This window comes from Streptomyces sp. Inha503 (genome assembly GCF_047215865.1).
GTDB classification, from domain to species: Bacteria; Actinomycetota; Actinomycetes; order Streptomycetales; family Streptomycetaceae; genus Streptomyces; species Streptomyces lycopersici.
Genome location: NZ_CP178360.1, coordinates 6,319,335 through 6,341,700, shown reverse-complemented (window position 1 = coordinate 6,341,700; position 22,366 = coordinate 6,319,335). Strand labels below are relative to the sequence as shown.

The 22,366-nt window shown below is 69.6% G+C and carries 27 protein-coding genes and 1 tRNA gene; 6 read left to right on the top strand and 22 right to left on the bottom strand.

Translation table 11 applies throughout. The features are described 5' to 3' along the window. Positions 1–14: 14 nt before the first annotated feature. From ACJX2R_RS26170 to ACJX2R_RS26160, 3 genes are all read right to left on the bottom strand, one after another. On the bottom strand, positions 15–983 hold the full coding sequence (locus tag ACJX2R_RS26170; protein ID WP_413102127.1) for a DUF5926 family protein: 969 nt from the start codon (positions 981–983) through the stop codon (positions 15–17). Positions 984–1,167: 184 nt separating this feature from the next. Continuing rightward, positions 1,168–1,893: an ATP-binding protein gene (locus tag ACJX2R_RS26165; RefSeq protein ID WP_413102126.1), complete on the bottom strand. Its 726-nt coding sequence runs from the start codon at positions 1,891–1,893 to the stop codon at positions 1,168–1,170. A gap of 140 nt (positions 1,894–2,033) precedes the next feature. Then, the gene (locus ACJX2R_RS26160; protein ID WP_413102125.1) at positions 2,034–2,867 is read right to left on the bottom strand and encodes a glycerophosphodiester phosphodiesterase; all 834 of its coding nucleotides are present in this window, start codon (positions 2,865–2,867) and stop codon (positions 2,034–2,036) included. Between the two features lie 239 nt (positions 2,868–3,106). On the opposite strand from ACJX2R_RS26160, the gene ACJX2R_RS26155 reads away from it, so the two are divergent. Next, positions 3,107–4,723, top strand: coding sequence for a S1C family serine protease (locus ACJX2R_RS26155; RefSeq protein WP_413102124.1), 1,617 nt, complete (start codon positions 3,107–3,109; stop codon positions 4,721–4,723). A gap of 39 nt (positions 4,724–4,762) precedes the next feature. Further along, positions 4,763–4,849, top strand: a tRNA-Ser gene (locus ACJX2R_RS26150). A 193-nt stretch (positions 4,850–5,042) separates the two neighbouring features. On the opposite strand, the gene ACJX2R_RS26145 is transcribed toward ACJX2R_RS26150, so the two are convergent. From ACJX2R_RS26145 to ACJX2R_RS26055, 19 genes are all read right to left on the bottom strand, one after another. Beyond that, positions 5,043–6,437 (bottom strand): tyrosine-type recombinase/integrase, encoded by a 1,395-nt coding sequence (locus ACJX2R_RS26145; RefSeq protein WP_413102123.1) that lies wholly within the window; start codon positions 6,435–6,437, stop codon positions 5,043–5,045. 61 nt (positions 6,438–6,498) lie between these two features. Further along, positions 6,499–6,687, bottom strand: a complete 189-nt coding sequence (locus tag ACJX2R_RS26140; protein ID WP_413102122.1) for a helix-turn-helix transcriptional regulator — start codon at positions 6,685–6,687, stop codon at positions 6,499–6,501. A gap of 244 nt (positions 6,688–6,931) precedes the next feature. Further along, positions 6,932–8,329 (bottom strand): phage/plasmid primase, P4 family, encoded by a 1,398-nt coding sequence (locus ACJX2R_RS26135; protein ID WP_413102121.1) that lies wholly within the window; start codon positions 8,327–8,329, stop codon positions 6,932–6,934. Further along, entirely contained in the window at positions 8,326–8,682 is a 357-nt protein-coding gene (locus ACJX2R_RS26130) for a hypothetical protein (RefSeq protein ID WP_413102120.1), read from the bottom strand. The genes ACJX2R_RS26135 and ACJX2R_RS26130 overlap by 4 nt, the downstream gene beginning before the upstream one ends. Further along, positions 8,679–9,584 (bottom strand): bifunctional DNA primase/polymerase, encoded by a 906-nt coding sequence (locus ACJX2R_RS26125; protein WP_413102119.1) that lies wholly within the window; start codon positions 9,582–9,584, stop codon positions 8,679–8,681. The genes ACJX2R_RS26130 and ACJX2R_RS26125 overlap by 4 nt, the downstream gene beginning before the upstream one ends. 89 nt (positions 9,585–9,673) lie before the next feature. Further along, positions 9,674–9,946, bottom strand: a complete 273-nt coding sequence (locus tag ACJX2R_RS26120; protein WP_413102118.1) for a hypothetical protein — start codon at positions 9,944–9,946, stop codon at positions 9,674–9,676. Positions 9,947–9,970: 24 nt separating this feature from the next. Next, on the bottom strand, positions 9,971–10,366 hold the full coding sequence (locus tag ACJX2R_RS26115) for an ASCH domain-containing protein (protein WP_413102117.1): 396 nt from the start codon (positions 10,364–10,366) through the stop codon (positions 9,971–9,973). Between the two features lie 237 nt (positions 10,367–10,603). Then, positions 10,604–12,775, bottom strand: a complete 2,172-nt coding sequence (locus tag ACJX2R_RS26110) for an FtsK/SpoIIIE domain-containing protein (RefSeq protein WP_413102116.1) — start codon at positions 12,773–12,775, stop codon at positions 10,604–10,606. 104 nt (positions 12,776–12,879) lie between these two features. Beyond that, entirely contained in the window at positions 12,880–13,212 is a 333-nt protein-coding gene (locus tag ACJX2R_RS26105) for a hypothetical protein (RefSeq protein ID WP_413102115.1), read from the bottom strand. A gap of 45 nt (positions 13,213–13,257) precedes the next feature. Then, on the bottom strand, positions 13,258–13,611 hold the full coding sequence (locus ACJX2R_RS26100; protein ID WP_413102114.1) for a hypothetical protein: 354 nt from the start codon (positions 13,609–13,611) through the stop codon (positions 13,258–13,260). A gap of 22 nt (positions 13,612–13,633) precedes the next feature. Continuing rightward, the gene (locus ACJX2R_RS26095) at positions 13,634–13,789 is read right to left on the bottom strand and encodes a hypothetical protein (protein WP_413102113.1); all 156 of its coding nucleotides are present in this window, start codon (positions 13,787–13,789) and stop codon (positions 13,634–13,636) included. A gap of 15 nt (positions 13,790–13,804) precedes the next feature. Then, entirely contained in the window at positions 13,805–14,248 is a 444-nt protein-coding gene (locus ACJX2R_RS26090; RefSeq protein WP_413102112.1) for an NUDIX domain-containing protein, read from the bottom strand. Between the two features lie 17 nt (positions 14,249–14,265). Further along, complete coding sequence (locus ACJX2R_RS26085; protein WP_413102111.1) at positions 14,266–14,748, bottom strand: hypothetical protein; 483 nt, start codon at positions 14,746–14,748, stop codon at positions 14,266–14,268. Between the two features lie 32 nt (positions 14,749–14,780). After that, on the bottom strand, positions 14,781–15,605 hold the full coding sequence (locus ACJX2R_RS26080) for a phosphoadenosine phosphosulfate reductase (RefSeq protein ID WP_413102110.1): 825 nt from the start codon (positions 15,603–15,605) through the stop codon (positions 14,781–14,783). After that, a complete protein-coding gene (locus ACJX2R_RS26075) occupies positions 15,602–16,720 on the bottom strand; it encodes a DNA cytosine methyltransferase (protein WP_413102109.1) in 1,119 nt (372 codons plus the stop codon). Before ACJX2R_RS26075 ends, ACJX2R_RS26080 begins: the two co-directional genes overlap by 4 nt. Continuing rightward, entirely contained in the window at positions 16,717–17,589 is an 873-nt protein-coding gene (locus tag ACJX2R_RS26070; protein WP_413102108.1) for a DUF2637 domain-containing protein, read from the bottom strand. The genes ACJX2R_RS26075 and ACJX2R_RS26070 overlap by 4 nt, the downstream gene beginning before the upstream one ends. Beyond that, entirely contained in the window at positions 17,586–17,900 is a 315-nt protein-coding gene (locus ACJX2R_RS26065; protein WP_413102107.1) for a hypothetical protein, read from the bottom strand. Before ACJX2R_RS26065 ends, ACJX2R_RS26070 begins: the two co-directional genes overlap by 4 nt. Continuing rightward, complete coding sequence (locus ACJX2R_RS26060; protein ID WP_413102106.1) at positions 17,897–18,352, bottom strand: Pycsar system effector family protein; 456 nt, start codon at positions 18,350–18,352, stop codon at positions 17,897–17,899. The genes ACJX2R_RS26065 and ACJX2R_RS26060 overlap by 4 nt, the downstream gene beginning before the upstream one ends. Further along, entirely contained in the window at positions 18,349–18,618 is a 270-nt protein-coding gene (locus ACJX2R_RS26055) for a DUF6284 family protein (protein ID WP_413102105.1), read from the bottom strand. The genes ACJX2R_RS26060 and ACJX2R_RS26055 overlap by 4 nt, the downstream gene beginning before the upstream one ends. Before the next feature lie 538 nt (positions 18,619–19,156). Here ACJX2R_RS26055 and ACJX2R_RS26050 point away from each other — a divergent pair. From ACJX2R_RS26050 to ACJX2R_RS26035, 4 genes are all read left to right on the top strand, one after another. Further along, complete coding sequence (locus tag ACJX2R_RS26050) at positions 19,157–19,948, top strand: GntR family transcriptional regulator (RefSeq protein ID WP_413102104.1); 792 nt, start codon at positions 19,157–19,159, stop codon at positions 19,946–19,948. Beyond that, on the top strand, positions 19,945–20,613 hold the full coding sequence (locus ACJX2R_RS26045) for a YdcF family protein (RefSeq protein ID WP_413102103.1): 669 nt from the start codon (positions 19,945–19,947) through the stop codon (positions 20,611–20,613). Before ACJX2R_RS26050 ends, ACJX2R_RS26045 begins: the two co-directional genes overlap by 4 nt. Before the next feature lie 420 nt (positions 20,614–21,033). Beyond that, a complete protein-coding gene (locus ACJX2R_RS26040; RefSeq protein ID WP_413102102.1) occupies positions 21,034–21,633 on the top strand; it encodes an ALF repeat-containing protein in 600 nt (199 codons plus the stop codon). A gap of 157 nt (positions 21,634–21,790) precedes the next feature. After that, a complete protein-coding gene (locus ACJX2R_RS26035; protein WP_413102101.1) occupies positions 21,791–22,300 on the top strand; it encodes an SRPBCC family protein in 510 nt (169 codons plus the stop codon). Positions 22,301–22,366: the final 66 nt, after the last annotated feature.

The window sequence follows — 22,366 nt, the reverse complement described above, 5'->3', positions numbered from 1 at the left end:
CCGTCCGGGGGACGTCAGCTCAGCGTCACCTGACGGTTGGTGAGACCGCCCCGGGCGCGCCGCTGCTCGGGCGTCAGCGGGGCGTCGGTGGCGAGTGCCTCCGCGAGCCGTTCGGCGAGGTCCACGGCCGGCTTCTCGGTGTCCTCGGCGCTCATCCCGCGTGGCAGGTCCCATACCGGCACCGTGAGCCCATGGGCCCGGAAGGAGCCCACCAGCCGGGTGTTCTCGCCGAGCGAGGAGGCACCCGCGGCGTGCAGCCGGGCGAGCGCGTCCAGCAGCTTCTCCTCGGGGTGGGACATCACCCAGCGCAGGTGGTTCTTCTCCGGCGTCTCGCACCAGTAGGCCGCCTCCACGCCGGTGAGCCGGGCGGTGGGGATCGCGGCCGCGTTGGCCCGTTCCAGGGACGCGGCGACCTCCCCGGTCGCGTTCGCGGCGTCCTCGAGCCAGAACTCGAACCCCTCGTGCAGGGTCGGCGAGAAAGTGCCCTTCGGGTCGAGCAGATCCTGGAGCCGCGGACCGTCGCCCGGAGCCCGCTCGGCGGCCACCGGGGTGCCCGGCTCGGCGGTCAGCGCGCGGCGCAGGGTGTCGGCCAGGTCGCGGCTGATGTCGCCGGAGGGCGTGTCGTTCTGGAGGCCGAGCAGCACGGTGCCGTTGTCGCGGCGCAGCGCGGGCCACGCCATGGGCAGCACGGTCGCCAGAGTGACCGACGGAACGCCCTCGGGCAGCCCCTCGGCGAGGGTCAGCTCGACGGTCGCGGCGGGCACCAGCTCGCGCAGGGCCACCCAGTCGCATTCGCCGGGCAGCCCCTCGAAGGGGCGCTGCACCAGCTCGGTGACGGCGTGTGCCGCTTCCCTGCCGTGACAGGCTTTGTAGCGACGGCCCGAGCCGCACGGGCAGGGCTCCCGCGCGCCCACCACGGGGATCTCGCCGTTGGCGACCCGTGGACCTGCGGCCTTCGTCTGGGGGCGGCGCTTCTTGGCCATGGTGAGGCTGTCTCCCGATCGTGCGGCTCAGGGCTTGCTCGTACGCCCGTGACGGTCTGCGTACGTACGCCCGTGACGGCTTGCGTACGGCCGCGGTGGTGCTCTCCTACGGCGCGTACGACTGGTTTACGGGCGCGAGCCTAGCCCTTTGGCCGAACCGCGTCGGCTCCCTGAGCCGCGTCGGCTACGCGAGCTCGTCCAGATCGGCGAAGTCCAGCTCGCGATCGAAATCGGGGTCGATGTTCGCCTCGATATTCGAGCCGGGGCCGGAGCCCAGGTCGGGACCCAGGTCGGCGTCGAGGTCCGAGCGAAGGTTCGAGCCGAAATTCGCGTCGAGACCGGCGTCGAGATGCGTGTCGAGACCGGCTTCGAGACGCGTGTCGTGGCCCGGACGCGGCCCGGAGGCCAGTTCCGCACCCAGGTGGGAATTCAGCTCGGGGGAGAGATCCGAGGGAATCGTGACGCGTCGGGCGAATTCGTCGTCAGGCGGGAGAAGGGCCCATACGGTGACTCCGCCGATGTCGTCCCGCACGCCCCATTCCTCTGCCAGCGACATGATGATATTCAGCCCGCGGCCGCCGCGTGCGGTCACCGACGGTTTGGCCGGAAGCGGCCTTGTGGGTCCGCCGCCATCCGTCACCTCGACCGTCAGCCGGTCGTCCTCGTCGACGGTCCATGCAGCCCGGACCGTGCCGCCATCATGGTCGGAACGCCAAGGGCGGCCATGTCGCCATGCGTTGCTGAGCAGTTCTGAAAGGATCAATACAGCGTCGTCTATGACCGAATCCGATACCCCAGTCCTGCCCAAATCGATACGCATCCGCTGTCTTGCCGCGCGGACGCCCGCAGGACCATGGGGTACGGCCATGGTCGACGACGTCGGCACCTGCCGTGCCACCACCAAAGCCACCCCCGAGACCTCCTTAGCCCCACGCCACGGGATGAATGCCCCGCGGCGCTGGAGCGGAAACCGGCCAAGTGGCATCGTGTGACGCACTCGTCACGATCGAATACGTACCGAACGCGCCGGTGCACGCCTTGTAATGCCCATTATGAGCGTCCGAGTTGGGACAGTACCTGTTTGGGGCGATTGGTGATCAGCGCGTCAACGCCCAGGCGGACGCACAATTCGACGTCCTCCGGTTCATCGACGGTCCAGACGTGCACTCGGTGCCCCTCGCGCTGTAGTCGCGCCACATACCCGGGGTGGTTCCGTACGATCCGGATGCTCGGCCCCGCGATCCGCACCCCGGGCGGCAGCTGCCCGTCCCGGTGGCGCGGCAGTATGAACTGCATCAGGTAGACGGTGGGGATGGCGGGGGCCCCGCTGCGGATCCGGTGCAGGGAGCGCGCTGAGAAGCTCATCACACGGATGGGTGAACCTTCGCCGGGTGGCGGTGCGTCCAGGCCGAAGCGGCGCAGCAGCGCGAGCAGCCGGTCCTCCACCTGGCCCGCCCATCGGGTGGGATGCTTGGTTTCGATCGCCAGTTCGATCCGGCGTCCGGCGTCCGAGACGAGCCCCAGGAGCCGTTCCAGGGTGAGGACGGAGACGCTGTCCCGGCTGTCGCGGTCCGGCTCCTCCCTGTCGGTGGCACGGCCCTTCCAGGAGCCGAAGTCCAGGGTCGCCAGATCGGACAGCTCCAGCGCCGAGACCGCGCCCCGGCCGTTGGAGGTGCGGTCGATGCGGCGGTCGTGCACACAGACGAGATGGCCGTCGGCGGTCAGCCGGACATCGCACTCCAGGGCGTCGGCACCGTCCTCGATTGCCTTACGGTAGGCGGCCAGGGTGTGCTCCGGGGCGTCCTCGGAGGCCCCGCGGTGGGCGACGACGGAGACGATGTGCGGCCCGGGGCGGCCGTCCCGGGCAGGGCGCGCATAGGTCACCGCGTTATGGTGCCACCGCCCGGTGTGAGCCGGTGGACGCGGCCCCATCCGTTCGTTCGCACGGAATGGCGGTGGGGCGAATTGTCCGGGATAAAGGGTGGTAGTCCGCGGGGCTGTCGCTCCTTACGGCGGTCTGACGCGCTGTGGGAAAAGCTGACGACGGTAAGACGTTAAGACGTAACGGGAAGACGTACACGCAGGCCGTCGAGGAAATCTGTCGTGCACCTGAGGAGAGAGCTGTGAGCACCGAGAACGAGGGCTCTGCCGTTCCGCCCGCGCCCGGGCCGCATCCGGCCCCTCCGGCGCCGCACCCGAACCCGGCGGTGCCGCCCGCGCCGGACTACGAGCCCACCGCGGGCGCCGCACCGGACGGGCCCATAGGCACGCCCGACGCCGCAGGGTCCCCGGGAACCCCCGGCCCCGCGCCGTCGGCGCCCCCCGCCCAGCCCCCGTCGACGCCCCCGCCCGCGTCACCGGCCGCTCCCGCGGCCGTCTCGGCGTCGGCCGGCGCGGGCGACGGATCAGGCGGCGGCGCGCCCGGTGCCCCGGGTCCCGGTTCGGGCCCCGGCCCGGACGCCGGGCAGTCCGGCGCGTGGTGGTCGGCCGAGGGCGGACAGCCGCACGGCGGCCAGGGCGACGGACAGGACGGGCAAGGAGGTCCGGGCGAACCGGGCGGCCCGGGCGGCCCGTGGGGGACCGCTCCCGTGCCGCCGTCCTCCGGCCCCTCCGAGCGCAAGCCCCGCGGGCTGGTCGCCGCCGTGCTGGCCGCCGTCCTGGTCGCGGGCGGCATCGGCGGCGGCATCGGCTTCTGGGCCGCCGACCGGGAGAGCGACGGCGGCGACACCACCACCGTCTCCGCCTACGGCAACCCCAAGACGGAGAGCCGCGCGCCCGGCTCGGTGTCGAGCATCGCCAACAAGACCCTGCCCAGCGTCGTCACCATCGAGGCCCAGGGCAACAACGGCGAGAGCGGCACCGGCACCGGCTTCGTCTACGACAAGCAGGGCCACATCCTCACCAACAACCACGTCGTCGCCTCGGCCGCCGACAACGGCAAGCTGACCGCCACCTTCTCCAACGGCAAGCGGTACACCGCCCAGGTCGTCGGCCGAGCCCAGGGCTACGACGTCGCCGTGGTCAAGCTCAAGAACGCCGCGGGCGCGAAGCTCGAGCCGCTGCCCCTCGGCAACTCCGACCGCGTCGCCGTGGGCGACGCCACCGTCGCCATCGGCGCCCCCTTCGGCCTCTCCGGCACCGTCACCACCGGCATCGTGAGCGCCAAGAACCGCCCGGTCGCCTCCAGCGACGGAGGCGGCGGCAACGCCTCGTACATGAGCGCCCTCCAAACCGACGCCTCCATCAACCCGGGCAACTCCGGCGGCCCGCTGCTCAACGCGGACGGCGGCGTCATCGGCATCAACTCCGCCATCCAGTCCGCCGGCAACGGCAGCGGCCTCGGCGAGCAGCAGCAGTCCGGCAGCATCGGCCTCGGCTTCGCGATCCCGATCAACCAGGCCAAGAACGTCGCCGAGCAGCTGATCAAGACGGGCCAGCCCGTCTACCCGGTCATCGAGGCCACGGTCAACATGAAGGACTCCACCAGCGGTGCCACCATCGCCTCCAACGGCACCGGCGGCAGCCCCGCCATCGTCCCCGGCGGCCCGGCCGACAAGGCGGGCCTCAAGTCCGGAGACGTGATCACCAAGCTCGACGACACGGTCATCGACAGCGGCCCCACCCTCATCAGCGAGATCTGGACCCACCAGCCGGGCGACAAGGTCACCCTCACCTACAAGCGTGGCGGCAAGGTGTCCAAGGTGGACGTCACCTTGGGGAAGCGCAAGGGTGACAGCTGACGCGCTAGGCTGATCCCCGCGCCATCACGAATGGCGCGGGGAGGCTTGCCCGAGCGGCCTAAGGGAACGGTCTTGAAAACCGTCGTGGCAGCGATGTCACCGAGGGTTCAAATCCCTCAGCCTCCGCCGAGGTCAGCGAACTAGCTGGTCAGAAGGGGTGCCCCTGGTTCAGGGGCACCCCTTCTGCGTGCACCTTGTCTCACCCTGTCTCGCCTGTGTCCCAGCTTTGACCAGTACGTATGGGCCATCTGTGGGCCAGGGGCGGCCGCCGGATTTCCTGGTCACCTTGCATGCACGGTGACTTGTGAACTGGGTTACGTCAGCCCTCGGTCAGCCCCTGTGAGATGAGCTGGTTGGAACGGGACTGATCACCGCGAAGGATCTTGGCGTAGAAGCGGAACAAGACGGCGATGCTGTGCCCGGCCCGCCGGGCGACTTCCACCGGATCCACTCCCGACTTGATCCAGAGAGACACCCCCGCGTGCCGGAGCGAGTACGGCACTTCGGCGAGGGGTGTTGCCGCCTCCTGCTCCGAGAGCACCGCTGCCCGGGCCTCCTCCCACAGATCGCAGTACTCGGTAGACCGGACGCGCCCGCCCTTTGCCGCACGGAACAGACGGCCGTCCGGGGCCGTCCCGTACCGCTCGATGTGCTCCCGCAGCATCCGGACCAGCACCGGGGGAATCGGAACCGATCGCGTCGCACCACGGGCCCGCCGCTTGAGGCTGCGGGATTCGTACGACGCGCCGTCGTCCGTCCATCCGCCTCCCACCTCCGGACGGCTCTCCCCGAGCAGCAGTTCCCCCCACTCCTCGTCCTCCGGGGGCAGGGTGCAGTCCGCGGCTTTCAGCGAGGCGATCTCAGCGGGTCGCATCGCGGCGTAGTACAGGCATCCGAAGAACGCCTCAAGATGCTCTCCACGGTGCCCAGCGTCCCGCACGGCCTTGAGGAACGACCGCGCCAGCGCCGGACCGGGTACGTACCGGAAGTCGATCTCGTCGTCAGTCTCCGGCGGCGTCCAGTCGACGCGGGCAAGGGGGTTGGCCGATAGCAGCCCTCGCTCCTCCACGGTGAAGCGAAGGAAGTTGCTCAGCACCATGCGCTTGCGCCGAGCCGTGTTCTCGGCCGCCTTCCTTCCGTCCAGCCGCAACGACAGGGCGTCCAGCGCTGGCCTGAGAAGCGCCGGATTCTCCAGCGCGTTGACCTTCATCGAATGGTCAGCGATCCAGGACAGAGCCGTACGGATATCCTCCGGCGCTTCCTCGACCCTGTGGCGGGGGGTCAACTTCCCGTCAGTCCCCTTCACGGCGCGAAATGCCCACTGGTAGAGCGCGGCCCGCAAGATCTTGGCGTCCGGTGTGCCGCGTGTGCTCGTGACCAGCGTCGGCATGACGACCGCGAGCGCTTCGGCGATGCCGGCACGATGCTTGGCAGCGGCGCGGGGCCACTTCACCAGGACGTACGCGGTTGCGTGCTCGTACCAGGTGGGGGAGGACAGGGCGGCCAGTTCGTTCGCGGGCAGGCCGGTGTCCTCGTCGAACTGCTCGCGGGCGCGGAGCGCGGCCAGGAGTTGCGACTGGCGCCCTTCGGCCTGGGGCTTGAGCTTGAAGCTCTTGGAGTGCGAGCGCGAGCCGACGCGCCACCTGAGTTCGTACGGCTTCGGGCGGCTGGCGCGCTTGCGGATGGACCAGAAATCGACGTCGTACGTGAGCATGCGTCTCCCAAAGCGAGGGGCCCGCCATAACGGCGGGCCCCATGGAGCGGGTTGGTTCGGGCTAGGCGGCGTTCTGTCCGCAGCTCTCCCACCATGCGTCCAGGTCGCGACGGCTCACGCGGACCTGCCCGTTGGGGAGCTTGCTGATTCGAGGCGCCTTGCCGCGTGCCCGCATCCGGTAGAAGGCGGCGCGGCTCATCTTGATCTCTTTGAGGACGTCAGTGAGTTTGATCTTCTCGTCGCGTGCCACGCGTTCGACTCCTTCGAACTGTCTCTTGATGAAGGCTGGCGAGTTGGGCTCACAATGCTGTGGGTCGCGGACCATCGCGGACCACCTGCGCTGACCTGCTGTTTTGCGAGATCGGCGACCGGACCATCGCGGACCGCTCCTTGTGGTGCGGTCCGCGATGGTCCTTCTCAGGGTTCCGGTAATCGCACAGGTCAGGTGGGGTGGTCCGCGATGGTCCGCGACCCGACGAATTGTCGGCTGCGGTCTACTCCTGAACGTCGTTGATGGGGCGCAACCAGATTCCGGTGTAGGTGCGTACGCGGGCGCCATCTGTCCGGGGACGAGTGAGGCTGAGTTGAGGCACCACGGAGAGCAGGTTGCGGCCGAAGATCTGTTTTGTGCCGGGGCGAACGTTGTTGTCCTCGGCCCACTCCCGCCAGACGGACCACAGAGTGTCCACGGGCACGCTGCACGTGGGTCCGGTGATGCAGCGTTCGCGGATGAATGCGCTGGTGGGTGAGGCGGTGTCCTGCATGGTGGTGACTGCCTCGCGGCTGGATGCCGGTTCGGTGATCCGGCCCGTGGTCTCCAGCCGGGCGAGTCCGTCGAGAGCCCAGTTGAGGATGCCGGGCATCTCCGCGATGAGCTTGTCCATGAGGGTGGGGTCTTCTTTGCCCAGCCACGAGACGGTCATGCTGAGCAGGATGAAGCGGCGGGCGATGACTCCGGAGGAGTCGCCGAAGTGCGGCAGCTCGTTGGAGAGGATCATCAGCCGGGTGGGCAGCTTGCCGGTCCACGGCTCGCGGTACTTGCGGTCGATGTCGATGGTGTCCTCACCGGAGATGGTCAGCAGCCGCTCCACCACTTGGCTGTTGTCGTTGCCGGACAGCCGGGCATCGGAGATGACCGCGAGCGGCTTGCCGACCAGGGTCGAGAGACCGAAGTTGGTGCCCAGTCCGGCGAGGGTGGGCCCGGCGAGGTTGTCCTTGCCGACCAGCGCTTTCAGCACCCTGGCGATGGTGCCCTTGCCTGAACGCGATGGCCCGACCATGAGAAGGATCTTCTGCTGGTCGGTGCGGCCGGACAGGACGTACCCGAACCACTCCTGTACTGCCCGGATGGCCTCGGGGTCGTCGGGCCAGATCTGGGACAGGAAGCGTGCCCAGGTGGGGGCGCTGGCGTGCGGGTCGTAGGTGAACGGGACCGAGACGAGGTTGAAGAAGTTGGGGCTGAGCGGTAGCAGCGCGCGGTCCCGGATGCGCAGCAGCCCGTTCTCGCACGCCACGATGGGGCCGTCGTCCCGGTCGGCCGCTTGCCGGTCGAGCCAGGCGGGGGCGTCCATGTCCGTGGGTAGCAGGGTGATGGCCCCGAGGGCATCCAGCAGGTTGCCGATCTTCGGTTTGGTGGGGGCCCAGTCGCGAATCTCCGGCTCCCCGTCCTTGTCGGTGCCTGCCTGGTAGGTGGCGTGCTCCAGCCGCTCGTACATGGACTTCTTCACCTGCTGCTCGTCCAGCTCGCGCCAGCAGGTCCCGGTCCACCGCATCCACGAGCCGCGCCAGCGCCTGCACAGCAGGTGCCCGTCCTCGGTCCGCCAGTCCGGGAGGAGGCGGCGTGCGACGGCCATGGGATTGGTGGGGGCGGGCAGTTCTTCGCGGGCGGTCATGCTGCGTTCCTCCTTTCGTGCTCGGTGGCGGCCGGGGCCTGGTGGGGGCAGGTGCCGACGCGTACGCGGGTGGTCAGCTCGATGACGGCTGCGCGGCCGATGGCGCGTTCGTGGTGGCCGCAACGGCACAGCCAGTCCGCGACCGGGGGGCGCAGTGCCATGCGGATGTGGAGGCCCGGCATGATGCCGGTCACCGTGACTTGGTGCGGGTCAGAGCGAAGAGCTGAAGGGACGGCCTTACGGCCGACGTTCCTCGGGGCGCTACGGCCGTCCGGGGCCGGGCCCGGTTCGGCGGGGTACGGCTGGTCGGTGCTGGGGATGCTCTTCAGGTGGGGGCGGCGGGGGGTGTTCATGCTGTCTCCCGGCGCTGCTGGTTGTGTGCGATGGACCAGTTCAGCGCGCTTCGGAGGGTCGAGCGGCACTCGGAGGCGGTGAGTCCGGCCGCCTCCCCCGCTCCCTGAAGAGCATCCTCGACCACGGGCCGGGGGAGGTCGCCCCACGCGATGAACCGTCCCAGTGCGCGCGCCGCCCGGAACAGGGCCGCTTCGCGTCCGCCGTGTTGGGCGGTGGCCACGTTGCGGATCTCGTTGGCCAGTGCAGTGTCAGCGTATCGGCTGGATTGCACCGTTACAGCAACTGACGGGGCCTGTACGGGCTTTGGAGCGGGTGTGAGGATGCTCAGCAGCCACGAGGGCAGCGGGGCCGCCACAGAGCCGTCTACGGCTTCGTACGGCCCGGTGGGGGTGACGCTGCCCGCAGCCACCACGTACCCGCCCCATGCGCGGGTATCGATCTTCTTCGCGAGCGTGCCCTTGGTGCTGGGCAGGCGGGTGCCAGGCGGGGTGGTGAAGTACAGGTGCCTCCCGCCGCTGGGAGTCCGCACCGTGAGCGTGGTGGGGGCGGCCTGCCCGGCGCGCTCGCAGAGCGCCTCGAAGGACGTCACGCCGCAAGGCGTGTCCGCATCATCTTCCGGCTTGGGCATGTCGAGGTCGACCACGACCAGCCCGGACGGGCCAGCCGCGACACCGATGTTGAACGGGGCCCGGGACCATGCGGCTTGGATGCGGTCGGGGTCGGTGGTGGCGCGCTGCTCCCACTTGCGGTGCCCGGCAGCGCACTCGCCCGTACCGGTGCAGGCTGCCTCGCCGTGCAGGGCCGGGGGCTTGGCTCCGGGGCGAAGGGGGAAGACGTGCCAGCCGCGTTCAGCGGCGTCCAGCGCTGCGCGGAGCAGCGCGGAGCGTGCGTCATGGGTCATGCTGGAGACCTCCAACAGGTCTGTTTGGGCCTGGTTGGACCGGGGCGGTCCCGTGTCATTGGCGTGAGAGGGGGCCGCCCCGGGTGTGTCTAGAACGGGGGCTCGGCCCACGGGTCGGTGTCGGGGTGCTGCCGACGCAGCCACCGGGGGCGGCGCGGGAGGGGCAGCAGGGTCCAGCAACGGGTCTGGTCCCAGCAGGGGCAGGGCTCCCAGTCGGTACCCGCGTATTCGCCGGTCTCGTAGTCGCCGTAGTCGTGAGCGGTGCCGCCGTCCCCGTCGCAGCTGGGGCAGTCTGGGCGGGGCGTGTCGGTGAGGATCAGGGCCCGGCGGCAAGCTGAGAACTGGATGCGGAGTCGGGTCATGCGGCGTTCCTCGTTTCGTGGTGATCAGGCGGTGCGGATGATGTGCTGGATGGTGGCCGTGGTGGGTGTCCAGAGCCGTTGTGCGCCGCGGCAGGGCACCGGTTCGGCGAGCGGCTGGACGTCGGTGAGCTGCCAGTGGTGGCCTCGGGGGTCGCCCCAGGGGGCACAGCAGCCATCAGCACGGTGGTGCCCGGCCAGAACGGCTGTGGCGATGACGGCCCCGCGGGCGTCGGGCCAGCCGTCGAGCGTGGCCCAGTCGGTGATGACGAAGCGGCTCATGGGGTCGAAGGTCTTGCCCGCGTGGATGAGGATGGTGCTGCCGACAGCCGCGGCGGGCGGGGTCCAGGAGCGGTTTTCGATGCGCTTGCGGCCGTAGGTGATGGCGTCCGCCCACGGCTGATGCACGGTCAGTGCCTTCATACGGAATCCCTTCCGAAGACAGCTCAGGAAGGCTGAGGCACCCCTGTCAGGGGCTTGTGGAGGGGGTGGAGGAGCGCAGCAGCACCCCCCTTACCCCCGTTACCTTGCAGGTCAGAGCCCTTTACCTCCCCCTTGACCGGGGTAAAGGGCCCCCGCTACCCCGGCGGCCAGTGAAGATCGGCCGAACCGGGGTGCGGGAGGGGTCCGGGGGCGGGGTTCGGGTAGAGGGGGACCCCTTTACCCGGCGGTGCCGAGCAGGATTTCGGCGGGCACGGCGTCCTCGATGTCGCGCCGCTGGTACCCGGCACCGTTCGCGCCCGAGATCTTGACCTGCTTGCTCGTGCGCTTCACGCCCGCCATGTCCAGCTCGGTGGCGAGGCGTTCGGCGTTGAAGTCGCCGTAGGTGTCCTCATCGAGGTTGACCAGCGCAGCCAGCAGATCAGTGGTGAACATCCGCGGCGAGTGCCGCATGACCTCCAGCACATCGGAGACGATCGGTGGGACGGTGACCCCGGCGGCGTCCGCGGCGGCGGTGACGTCCCCGGCCGCGTCGCCGGTGAGCTGCCCGGCCACCTCGCGCAGCGCACGGCCCTTGCGGCACAGCGCGGCGAAGGTGGGCCCGTCGAGGTAGTCCGCGCGGACGGTGACGTAGGAAGCGGGGCCGGTGACCAGCACACCCACGCCCTTGTGCTCCTCCGACAGCACCGAGGCATCCGCGCCCTGGGCGGCCTTGCCCTTGCCGAGGACCATGTCACTGCTGGTGCGGTCCACGACCTGGGTCGAGTAGCGGATGGTGATGATCTCCCGCAGCTTCGGCGGAACGCTCTCCGCGTCCGGGCGCTGGGAGGCGAAGTTGGAGACGAACCCGGCCGCGGGGCCGCGGCGGGCGATACGGCACAGGTCGTTGATGACCTGCTCCCGGTCGTCCTTCTCCATCGCGGTGAAGTACTCCTGAAGCTCATCGATGGTGACGAAGATGACCGGCAGGTTGTACTTCGCCACGATCTCCGGAGTCAGCTTGCCCTCCGGACACACCGACGTCGGCAGATCCCGCAGCAGCGCGAAACGCCGCTCCATCTCGGCCAGCAGCTCAGCCAGCATGGCCTTCAGCGCCTCGATCGCGTCGTCCTCGGCCCCCATGACCAGGCGGTGGGCGACGGCCTTCATGGGCATCCAGTCCGCGCCGCCCTTGCCGTCCGCGACGTAATGCCGCACGTAGGCGTCCAGCAGTCCGGCGGCGGTGAGGAGGCGTTGGGAGAAGGTCTTGCCGCGGCGGGGCAGGCCGCCGAAGAACATCGACTGCCACATGACCGGGATGGCCACGCGAGTGCCGCGGGCGTCCTGCCCGAACGGGACCGGCTCCCAGATGGAGAACCGCTCGGCCTTCTCCAGCGGCGAGGGGTTCGGAGTACCGAGGTAGGGGTCATCGTCAGCGACCCACATCGACACCCGCCCGGCGTTGCCGCCCTTGGCGGCCCGCACGCGGGACATGATGACCTGGATCTCATCCACCCCGAGCTCCTGAGCGATGACCTCGCGCTTGGCCAGCACATCGGAGGCAGTCTTGCCACCGCCGCGGGGCAGGTCGAAGATCACGGCCCAGCCGCGGCCATCACGGACCGGCCCCATCGTGCAAGAGACTCGCGGAAGGTCCTTCTCGTCCTTGCCGCCGCCGCTTTTGAGGAGGCCAGCAGCCCGGAGCGCGTCATTGAGCTGCTGGGCGGACATGTCCACCCGCACCGGCGGCGCCGCCTGATCCAGCAGCCGCGTTTCCTTCCCCCGCCCCAGATAGGCCAACGGGGTGATGACAGCCGCGGTCATCCCGGCCTGCACCAGCGGGGGCGCCAGAGCGGCCCCGGTCGCAGCAGCCGCCACGGCGACGGCCGCGGCCCCGAACCGCCAACGGCGCGTGCGGGTCCGCTCCGCGTGCGCGATCTGGAGCCGCGTCGCCAGCTCCACATCCTCCGGGCGCGCCTTCGACTGCGCCTTGAGCGCCTTGACCGCCGCGCTGTGGTCCTGCGCGGACAGGGTCGGCCACAGGCCCACACAGGCCCGGAAGAAGCCGCGCGCGGCCAGCAGAACGGCCTTCATGAGGTATTTGGGGGTGCGGATGCCGTGGTAGCGGGTGTGCCACCAGGTCAGCCGTCCCAGCGCGGTCACGTTCGCCACCACCGAGGCGCGCGAGCGGGCCCACACCGGCAGCACCGGGGCATCCGGCACGGTCAGCCAGTCGGCAAGGGGGTTGTCCGCCCGGTCCACCGCTTCACCCGCGGGGGCCGATTCGGCCGGCACAGTCTCCCCGGGGGCGGAAGCGGACTTGTCCAGGCTCACCGGGGGCGTGGTGGCTTCCTTGGCCGCGCGGTGTTCGTCCAGGTCGTGCAGGCTTCCCATCTCGGGTGCCTGAGTCATGATGGGTACTCCTCTGGCCTGAGAGCGTGTGTGAGGTGTGGGTCGGTAGGGCCCCGGGGCGGCCGGTGTCCTTGGCCGGGATGGGCGGCCGCCCCGGGGCGCGGCTACAGACCGGCGCTGCGGATGGCCTTATCGGTGGCCTTCGCCCGCTGCTCGGCCTTGGTGAGGGCGGTGCGGGCGGCGGCCTTGTCCTCGCGGGAGGCGGCGCGTACGGCGGCCTTGGCGGTGGCCAGTTCGGCCTTGGCCTTCTCGTTCTGGCGGTACAGAGCGGCGGCCTCCAGACGGCCGCGCTCCTCGGCGGCGGCGTCGATGGCGTCAAGCTGCCGCTCGATCTTCGGGTCCACGGCATCGGCAGCCGCCTGCTTGACGCCGCGCACGATCAGCCAGGCGCGCTTGCGCTTCTCGGCCGGGGTGTAGGAGCGGTAAACCTCGCTCACAACGGTGTCCTTCCTGGTCACAGGGGATGGATACGCGGGTACCGGTCAGGCGGTGTGCTCGGACTCGCCGAACACCCCGTTCACCTCCATGAGCTGCACTTCGGTGGCCATGAGGTGGCCGAGGAGGCGGCCCGTGTCGGTCGCGGGGACGTCCCCGTACTCGCTCACCAGGGCGCGCACGGATTCGAGGGTGAGGATCTGTTCGGCCACGCCCTCCGCGTCGTCGGCGGTGGGCTGGGTGACCGTGGTGGACACCTCGGTGAGGAGGTTCCTGGCCTCGGTAAGGCGGCTGGACAGCTCTTCGGGGTCGTTCAGGTCGACCAGGCCCATCGCGGCGACGTAGTCACGGACGCGGGCGAGCGTGATGACCTGTTCGGCGGTGCGGACGATGTCGTCCATGAGGTGGGTTCTCCTCTCCTGCTCAGGACGCTTTGGGCTTGCGGATCCGGCGGTGGGTGGTGTCGGGCGCCCCTGCGGGGTGCATGCCGGGGCGGCGGCCATTACCGGTGACAGTGCGGTCCCCCGGCGCGCTGCCACCCGAGCCGGACGGGCCAGGGTGCGGGGCCTTGCTGCCCATACGGGACCTCCCTGATCAGCGGTTGGCCACGTGGTGGCCAGTTGATCCCGTGGCCGCGCGGAGGATTTCGTCATGGTCGAACGCCAGCTTCGGCAGGGCCTCCAGGGGCCACCAGCGGGCGGTACGGGCGTCGTCCCCGGCAACGATCGGGGTGCCGACAGGGACGACAGCGAGGTACGCGACGGTGACGTACCTGCCGCGCGGGTCACGATCAGGCCGGTCGAAGGTGCCGATCTGGCGCAGGTCGGCAGGCTTCACGTGCACGCCGGTCTCCTCGGCCAGCTCACGCGCGGCGGCCTGGAGGCTGGTCTCCCCCGGATCGACGTGCCCCCCGGGCAGGGCATAGGCCCCCTCGAACGGGTCCCAGCCGCGCTCGATCAGCAGGACATCACCATCAGGGGTGACGGCGACGACGTCGGCGGTGTACCGGATGGTCTCGAAGGTCTCGGTGTCGCTCATGTCAACTCCTGGCCTGGTCAGCGGTTGCGGATGGTGGTGTGGGAGCGGCCGAACCAGCGGTTGGCCACGTGGTGGTTGGTGATGTAGGTGTCACCGCCCTTGCGACGGCCGGTGGCCAGGGCCGCACCAGCCGCCACACCTCCGGCGAGGAGGACTTTGACCAGGGAATCCACCACGATCGCGGCGGCCCCGGCGGCGAAGTAGGCGCCCACCCCGGCCCCGGCGGCGAACACGCCCTTGGCGGCCACCCGCTGAGCCTGCGGGTCCGCCCCGGACGGGGCCGGGACGGGCCCGGGGGCGGGGGTGTGGATGGTGGGGAGGTCTTCGCGGCGGACGGCCACGAAACCGCCGTGAGCGCCGGGCACATAGACCACCGGGCCGCGCTCGGCTGCGAGTTCGACAGCCCCGCTCAGCGGCTGCTGGACGGGGCTGTAGCGGTCGGGGGTGAGCGGGTCGGGGCCCGGTTCACCGGGCGGGCGGTAGGGCAGGGGCGCATTCATGCAGCCATCTCCTGGGGTAGGCGCGTGGGTGTTCAGGTCATGCACCAGCCGGAGTCACAGCCGGTGTCGTCGTCATCGAACGGCAGGGTCTCCACGCCGTCCGGGATGGCTTTGCGCAAGGGCTGGTTGAAGCGCGTGAGCCAGACATGGTCTTTGCCCAGGTCATCGCGGCGCCGGTTCAGAAGTTCTTCGAGCTGGCATGCCTTCTCGAACAGTTCCGGGGTGTCACGGCGCATGTCGTGCCAGGTCTCGGGCCGGTGGAAGGGACAGAACCAGCACGAGGATTTCGGAGGGACGGGCAGGCCCGCGCGGCGGATGATGCGCGCACAGTCGATGCGACGGATACCGCGCTCCAGCAGCGGATATTCGATGCGCTCGTGCGGCTCACAGCGCCGCTTGTTGGCCCGTCCGATCTCGTCCAGGCTGATCCCGATCCCGACCGTCGCCGGATGCTCTGCCGTGGCACCACGGCGCTTGAGTTCGTCGGCGATGACCGCGATTTTGAAGCTGGCCGTGCAAGACCGCGTGCCCGGGGCCCCGTTCGACATCCGCACCGGGATCTTCAGCGACCGCGACCCCTCACGCGTCAGGTCCTCATACAGCGTGCGGACCTTCCCGCTGCGCTTCATGACCCTGTTGACCACGACCAGCTCAATCCCGTGCGCTGCCGCGTAGGGGATGGCGTACTGCTCCAGGTAGCGCAGCGTGCCGGGGTGCTCGGAATCGTCGCCGACATTCGCCATGATGAACGTGCGGTAGTCCAGTTCCCCGGTCGCTGCCATGACCAGGGCGGTAGTGGACTGCACACCGCCCCCGAAGCTGAACGCCTTGACCGACTCCATACCGGTGACCGTCATGCCGCCACCTCCACACCGTGGTCCCAGTCCGCCGCCATCCGGGCGGCGAGGTGACGGAGCCCCGCGATGGCCTGGAGCGGCAGGACGCCGTTACCGAGGGCTTTGAGCTGCGCGGTCCGGGACAAGCCAGGAACCCCGGTGACATGCCCGGAGTCCAGGCCCATCAGCCACTCGACAAAGAGCGGGTTCAGCCGTCCCAGATCGTCAGTTGGCCGGGGGGCGGGGCGGCCGATGACCGCTTCCCACCGCGCGATGGCCGGTTGGTACTCGCCCCAATCCGGTGCGCCGTCGAGGGCAGTGTCAGGTCCCCCTTGCTGCCCCGCTGATTCGGGCCGCCCTTCGCGTCGCCCGCCATCGGTGTCGGCAGGAGACTGGCCACCTCGGCGGCCAGGGACTTGCCGTGGGTCCCGGCTTCCTGTGATGGGGTGCGTTTGGTCTGCCGGTTCTCGCTCGCCGAGGCCCGCGGGGTGGGCAGCAGCGCGATCCGGGCCCGCAGCGTGTCGTTGCGGTTCCCGTCCGCCCTGCCCGGCCCGGTCGCCTCCGAGGTCGAGGGCGTGGGCAGCAGGGACGTGACGTTCGGCAGACCGTCCGGGTAACCCCTGCCTTTCGCGTCCCTGGCCCGGGGTGTGGGCAAGCCGGGCGAGGAGGAACAGCCGCTTGCGCTGGTGGGCCGCGCCGATGTCGGACGCGCGAAGAGTGCACCACTCCGCATCGAACCCGAGGGCGGCAAGGTCGGCGAGGACGGTGTCGAATCCAAGGGAAAGGTGCCCTGCGACGTTCTCAAAGACCGCGTAGCGGGGGCGAAGAACGCCAAGGGCACGGGCGATGTGGGGCCAGATGTGCCGGGCATCAGCGGTTCCCTTCCTCTTGCCCGCGCTGCTGAAGGGCTGGCACGGATACCCGCCGCACAGGATGTCGACCGGTTCCACGTCCTCCCAGTCCACGGCGGTGATGTCGCCCAGGTTCGGCACCTGGGGGTGGTGGTGGGCCAGGATGCGGGCCGCGCCCGGGTCGTTGTCCGCGACCCAGGCCAGCGAGCCGCCGAACACCTCCTGCACGGCCATGTCCAGCCCGCCGTAACCGGTGCACACCGAACCGATACGCAGCCCGCTCATACCGCCACCGCCTCAGACGCAGTGGCGGACGACCCGGCACGCTCGGCACGCAGCGCATCCCGCAGACCGCGCGCCTTCTCAGCCGACGTGTGGACCTCCTTGCGGATGCGCTCGGCGGTCAGTTCGGCATCGGTCCACCCGGCGGTTGCCTCCCGTGCCTCGTCCAGGAGTTCGGCGGGGGTCCGCTTCGGTCGGGCGGGCCGGGCCGACTCAGGTACCCGACCGGTCGCCCGACGCGGACGGGCCGACTCAGCCGCCACCGCCGCACCGGCCGGGGCCGACGGGTCGGGGGCGGGCAGGGCGACCGGTGCCGGGACCGGAAGGGGGTCAGGGGCGGCATCCGGGGCGGGAGGCTCGTCGGCCGACTCTCCCAGGTCAGACATAGACCGATTGCTCTCGATCTCAGACGTTTTCTCCGCATTTGCGGTCGGCTCGGGTCGGTGGTGGAGCACCTTGGCGACCAGATCCGACCCGAAGTAGATCGACCCGACCGGAAGCGAGGTAGCCAGCAGCACCAGCAGCCAACCGACCTTGCCCTTGCCCAGGTCGGCCAGCCGACCGGGGTCGACCGAACCGCCGTGCAGCTCGGGGACCAGTCCATGCACGTAGTTCAGGACCAGTGAGGCGGTGGTGTAGGCGGCCAGCACCCGCAGCGCGAACTTCCGGTCCGACGCCTTGGTCAGCACCAGCGTGGCGATCAGAGCCAGGGCCATCAGACCGTCGACCACGATCGGGTACAGCGTCGCGGCCGTCTCGTCGGCACCGATGGCCGTTGCCACGTCCCGCAGCGCGTTCCACGACACCCGGAAGGCCATTCCGACCACGGCCACCAGAGCGAGGACGAGCAGGCGCTTGGGCTTGCGGTTCACCGCTCCACCTCCCCATCCGGCTGCGACGGCGGGGCGTCCCAGGGGCGGTAGCCGGTGGGCGGGTGCTCGGAGAGCTTCCTGCGCAGGTAGTCGGCGGTCCACTGCGTGCCGAGCCCGGTGGGGTCGTTCAGCACAGCCTCGATCGCGACGACCACGTGCATAACCCGCCGGTCCAGGATCGCGCGGTACTGCTCGGTGTCGCCGACCGTGGCCGGGGCCGGGATGTCCAGCCCCTCCACCACGACGCGCAGCAGCGCCGCAACGTCCTCATACAGCGGCCCCGGGACTGCGGGGATGATGGGCTCGCTCACAGTGCACCCCCCACGGCCATACCGGCAGCCACGACCAGCAGCGCGCCGGCGGCGCGGGTCACATCGATCGCACGCTGAAGGGCAGCGAATTTGAGCACCGCGATCCGCGAAAGGTTCGCGATGGCCTCCCCGCGCCGATCCTCGGTCAGCACCGCGCGGATCTCGTCGCCGGTCAGCCGCGCCCACAGCGGGAAGCCCACCGGCCGGGCACCGCCCAGGTTCGGCCGGACCACCCGCAGCAGCAGCGCGGCGGCCGTCACCAGCAGCAGCACGCCCATGCCACCGACCACGTACACGGGCGTGGGAAGGTGCGCGTCACCGGCGACGGTCCACACACCGGCCAGAACAGCACCGATGAACGCCAGCAGCAGACTGGCCTTGCCATCGGTCCGGGCGATCTCCCCCTTCACCTCCGCATGCGCGGCGGCCAGGCTCGAATCCAGCGTGCTCACGCCCCCACCCCCGACGTGCTCAGGTCGGCGGTGCGGTTGACCAGCTCCCGGCGGGCGGCCAGCACCCGGCGACGGGCCCGGCGGATCCGGCGGGCGTCCAGCTCGGACACCGGCCGGTCCAGCGTCATGATCTGCACGTCCAGCAACTCGACCTCAGCCGTGATGAGCGGCATCTCAAGGTCGATCGCGTCCAGCTCAGCGCCGGTCGGCTCACGGTCGGACAGGTCGGCGGTAACAACCGCCTGAAGTGCACCGATGTGCATCATGGGTCGTGGTTCCTCTCACAAGGGAACGGCCCGAACAGCACCCCCGGAGCGGCTACTCCGGGGGTGCGCGCCGTTGTGGTGGAAAGCCGCGCGAACCTCGCACGGCACGGCCGCACGGCGGCCGGAGTGCCCCGGACCGGACTCGAACCGGTCAGGCTGCCTTTCGGGGCTCCGCGATCTTTGCCCTTGTCTCACCGCACGTGACGGTCACTTGTCCGCCCTGTAGGGACGGCATGGGAGAAGGTGCTTGCTGCTCGTGCGGCAGGGCCTACGGCTTGTCGCTGTTGCCTGATGCTTCTGACGGCCGCTCTTCCCGTGTGCAGGCTGCGGTGCGTCCTCTGTTGAGTTGTCAAGATCCGGGCGCTTCCTTCGGGCCCGTCTCACGGGGCCCTCCGGGCTTGGAGCAGCCCAAAGAAGGGCCCTCCCTCGGTCGCTGTCCTAGGACTGCGGCGCGATGAGTAAGACGATGCCGCACAGTCCCAGGACTGTCAACAGTCCTGGGACTGTGTTTCACTTGTGCTGTCGAGAGGAGCATGGGATGGCGCCGAAGTGGCGAGACTTGGCGGACAGGCTGGCCGAACAGATCAAGAGCGGCGAGTACCGACCTGGCCAGCGGCTCCCGCACATCAGGGACCTGGTCGACGCGGGAGAGGGGTCAAAGTCCACCGTCCACGCGGCGTACAAGGCTCTTGAGGCTGAGGGCCTGGTGACCTCGTCGCGCGGTCATGGCACCGTCGTCCGGCAGCGGACTCCGCTCAAACGGCTCGGTACCGCGCGGTACGACAAGGCAAAGTGGCGCGACGGCGACGAGGTGGCGTTCATCGCGGACCGCCTGGCCTCCGGGCGTGCGTACCGTCGTGGCGACCAGACTCAGACCGTCAGTCGTGTCGAGGCACCGCCAGAGGCCGCCGCCGCGCACGGCCTGCCTCCCGGCGCGGAGGTATACGCGCGGGCGCGGCTCGTGAAGGAGGGCGATCAGCCGACGCACACGCTGACCAGCTACTACCGGCCGGAACACGTGGAGGGCACCCGATTGGTGGACCCGACCCCGGGCCCCGCCGGGCGGGGTGGCGGCTTCAAGGTGCTGTACGACGCGGGGTACGAGATCGACCACATGAAGGAAAAGATCTTTGCCCGCGCCGCCACGTCGGATGAGGTGAAGCTGCTCCAGCTGCCGCCCGGGGAGCCCGTTGTCGAGCTGCATCGGACGACCCGGACGGCGGACGGTACCGTGGTCGAATTCGCCGTTGGCGTGCATGCCGCGTCGCGGTTCGCCTGGGAATACGACTTCAAGGTTCCGGACTCAACGCAGGACAAGGGGCAGGAATGATCTCGGCACAGGCATGGGCGGACGCTCGGCGCCTGTGGGGCTACCACCAGATGGCCCATGCCGCCCGCCCCTGCTCGGTCGCCATCGGCCTGGGCAGTCACGACCTGGGCGTAGCCGACACGGCCGTGAGCCTGTACGAGCGCGGCATGGTGCCGCTCCTCGTGTTCACCGGGGCCAACAGCCCGACGACGCGAGAGAGCATGCCGCGCGGCGAAGCCGTCCACTACCGGGAGCGGGCGCTTGAGCTGGGGATCCCCAGTTCGGCGGTGCTCGTTGAACCCCAGGCACGCAACACCGGGGAGAACATCTGCTTCTCTCGGACACTGCTGGAAGAGTCCGGTGTCGATGTGTCGTCGGTGCTGCTGATCAGCAAGCCGTACGAGGAGCGGCGCGCGTACGCCACGGCGCGCAAGCTCTGGCCCGAGGTGGAGTTCGTCAGCGCGTCCACACCGATGACCTTCGAGGTGTACATCGATTCCATCGGGGATCCGCGGCTGGTGATTGACATGCTGGTTGGCGCCCTTCAGCGGCTGCTGATCTACCCCGATCAGGGGTTCATGATCAGGCTCACCGTGCCTGATGACGTGATGGAGGCGTACGACCGGTTGCGTGGTGATGGCTTCACGAGCCGGGTCGTGCCTGCCGACGCGGCGGCGCGTTCCTGAAGCGCGATTCCGGGGCCTGTGGGCCATGTGTGGGCCAGCCGCCCAGCGTGGACGCGCGAACCTGGCATCTGTGCAGCTCAGAGGCTGGTTAGGTCGGGATACCGCATCCCTCTTGAAAACCGTCGTGGCAGCGATGTCACCGAGGGTTCAAATCCCTCAGCCTCCGCCGAGGTCAGCGACGTAGCTGGTCAGAAGGGGTGCCCCTGGTTCGGGGGGCACCCCTTCCGCATGTCCGGCGTCTCACGCTGTGCCGCACGAATCCCACTGCTGACCAGCGCGTGCGGGCCAGGCGTGGACCAGATCGCCTTGGGAGTCAGCAACGACGGCGCACTTTTCCGGACTAACCGATTCCTAGTGCGATTTTGGCGCGCACGGGTGATCATCTGCATACCTGAAGTCCGAACACGGAGGCGTATATTCATGAGACCGACGCGTGCCGTTCTGCTCGTCGTGGCCACCGCCCTGACCCCAACCCTCCTCTTCACCGCCCCGGCGTTCGCCGACGGTTCGGCGGCCCCGGTCACCACCGCCGTGGCGACCGTGTCCGACACACCGGTGGACGAGATGTCGGAGGACGAACTGCGTGCGGCGATCGCCGCCATCCTGGCGGACGAGGACAGCGGCCGGGGGGTCGTCCGAGAGGCCAATGAGGCCCTCAACGGCACCGTGGATGACATGCGCACCTTCTTGAAGACCGGCTACCGACTGGCTCAGGCCGAGGACGACCGGGTCGCCATCGCCCGCATCCTCTACGTAGCAACGCAGAACAATGACAAGCGAGTCATCGAGGAGGCCAACAAGCTCCTCGACAACAACTCCCCGGAGGAGATGCGTGCCTGGCTGGAGACCGGCTACCGACTGGCCCAAGCCGAGGACGACGCCGTCTACATAGCTCGCATGCTCGCGGATCCGAACATCAGCGATGCCCTGCGCGCCGCAGCCAACGCCGCCCTCGACGACGGCTCCCCGGAAGCCCTGCGCTACTTCCGTGAGGTGGGGCAGTACGAGGTGGCCGGTTAGGCACAGTGGGGAATACGCCCTGCCCGAATCTGCGGATCAAGAGGTCTAACGCTGTGATGAGCTGGTTGGACCGGGGGGAGAGCTTTCTGAGCCGGAGGGGCTGCGATGAGTTTTCGTCGTCGGGTCGGTCTGCCCTCGTATGGATCAGGATTTCGGCGTGACTGGCGCCCGTGCAGAGGTCGAACTCTCCGTCGACGCGTCGGTGGACCAGTTCTGGGAGGCGATCACGGACCTCTCGCGGATCGGTGACTGGAGCCCGGAGTGCACCTACGCGGGCTGGCTGGACGGCTGGAGCGAACCAGCGGTCGGGGCGCGCTTCGAGGCCCGCAACCGGTTCCCCAACGGGCTTGTCACGCAGGTCGTATGCGTGGTCGTCGCGGCGGACCGGCCGTACTCGTTCGGCTGGAGAGTGTTCGGGGGCTCCCCGGAAACCGAGGAGCATTTCGCCACCTGGACTTACGATCTACGGCCCGCCGCACGGCAGGGTCGGACGGTGGTCCGTCAGTCGTTCATCCATGGACCGGGTGACAGCGGAGCCCGCGCGGCGGTGCGGGCCGACCCTGAGAACGCCGCGGCGCTCCTGCGAGGACGGCTGGACCAACTACGCCGCAACATGACAGCGACGATCGAGGCGATGGCCCGCGACATCCGAAGCCGGAGCATATGAGCACCTGCTCCCGATCTCGCGTGGTGTAGCCGTCAGAAGGGGTGCCCCTTGATCCAAGGGGTGCCC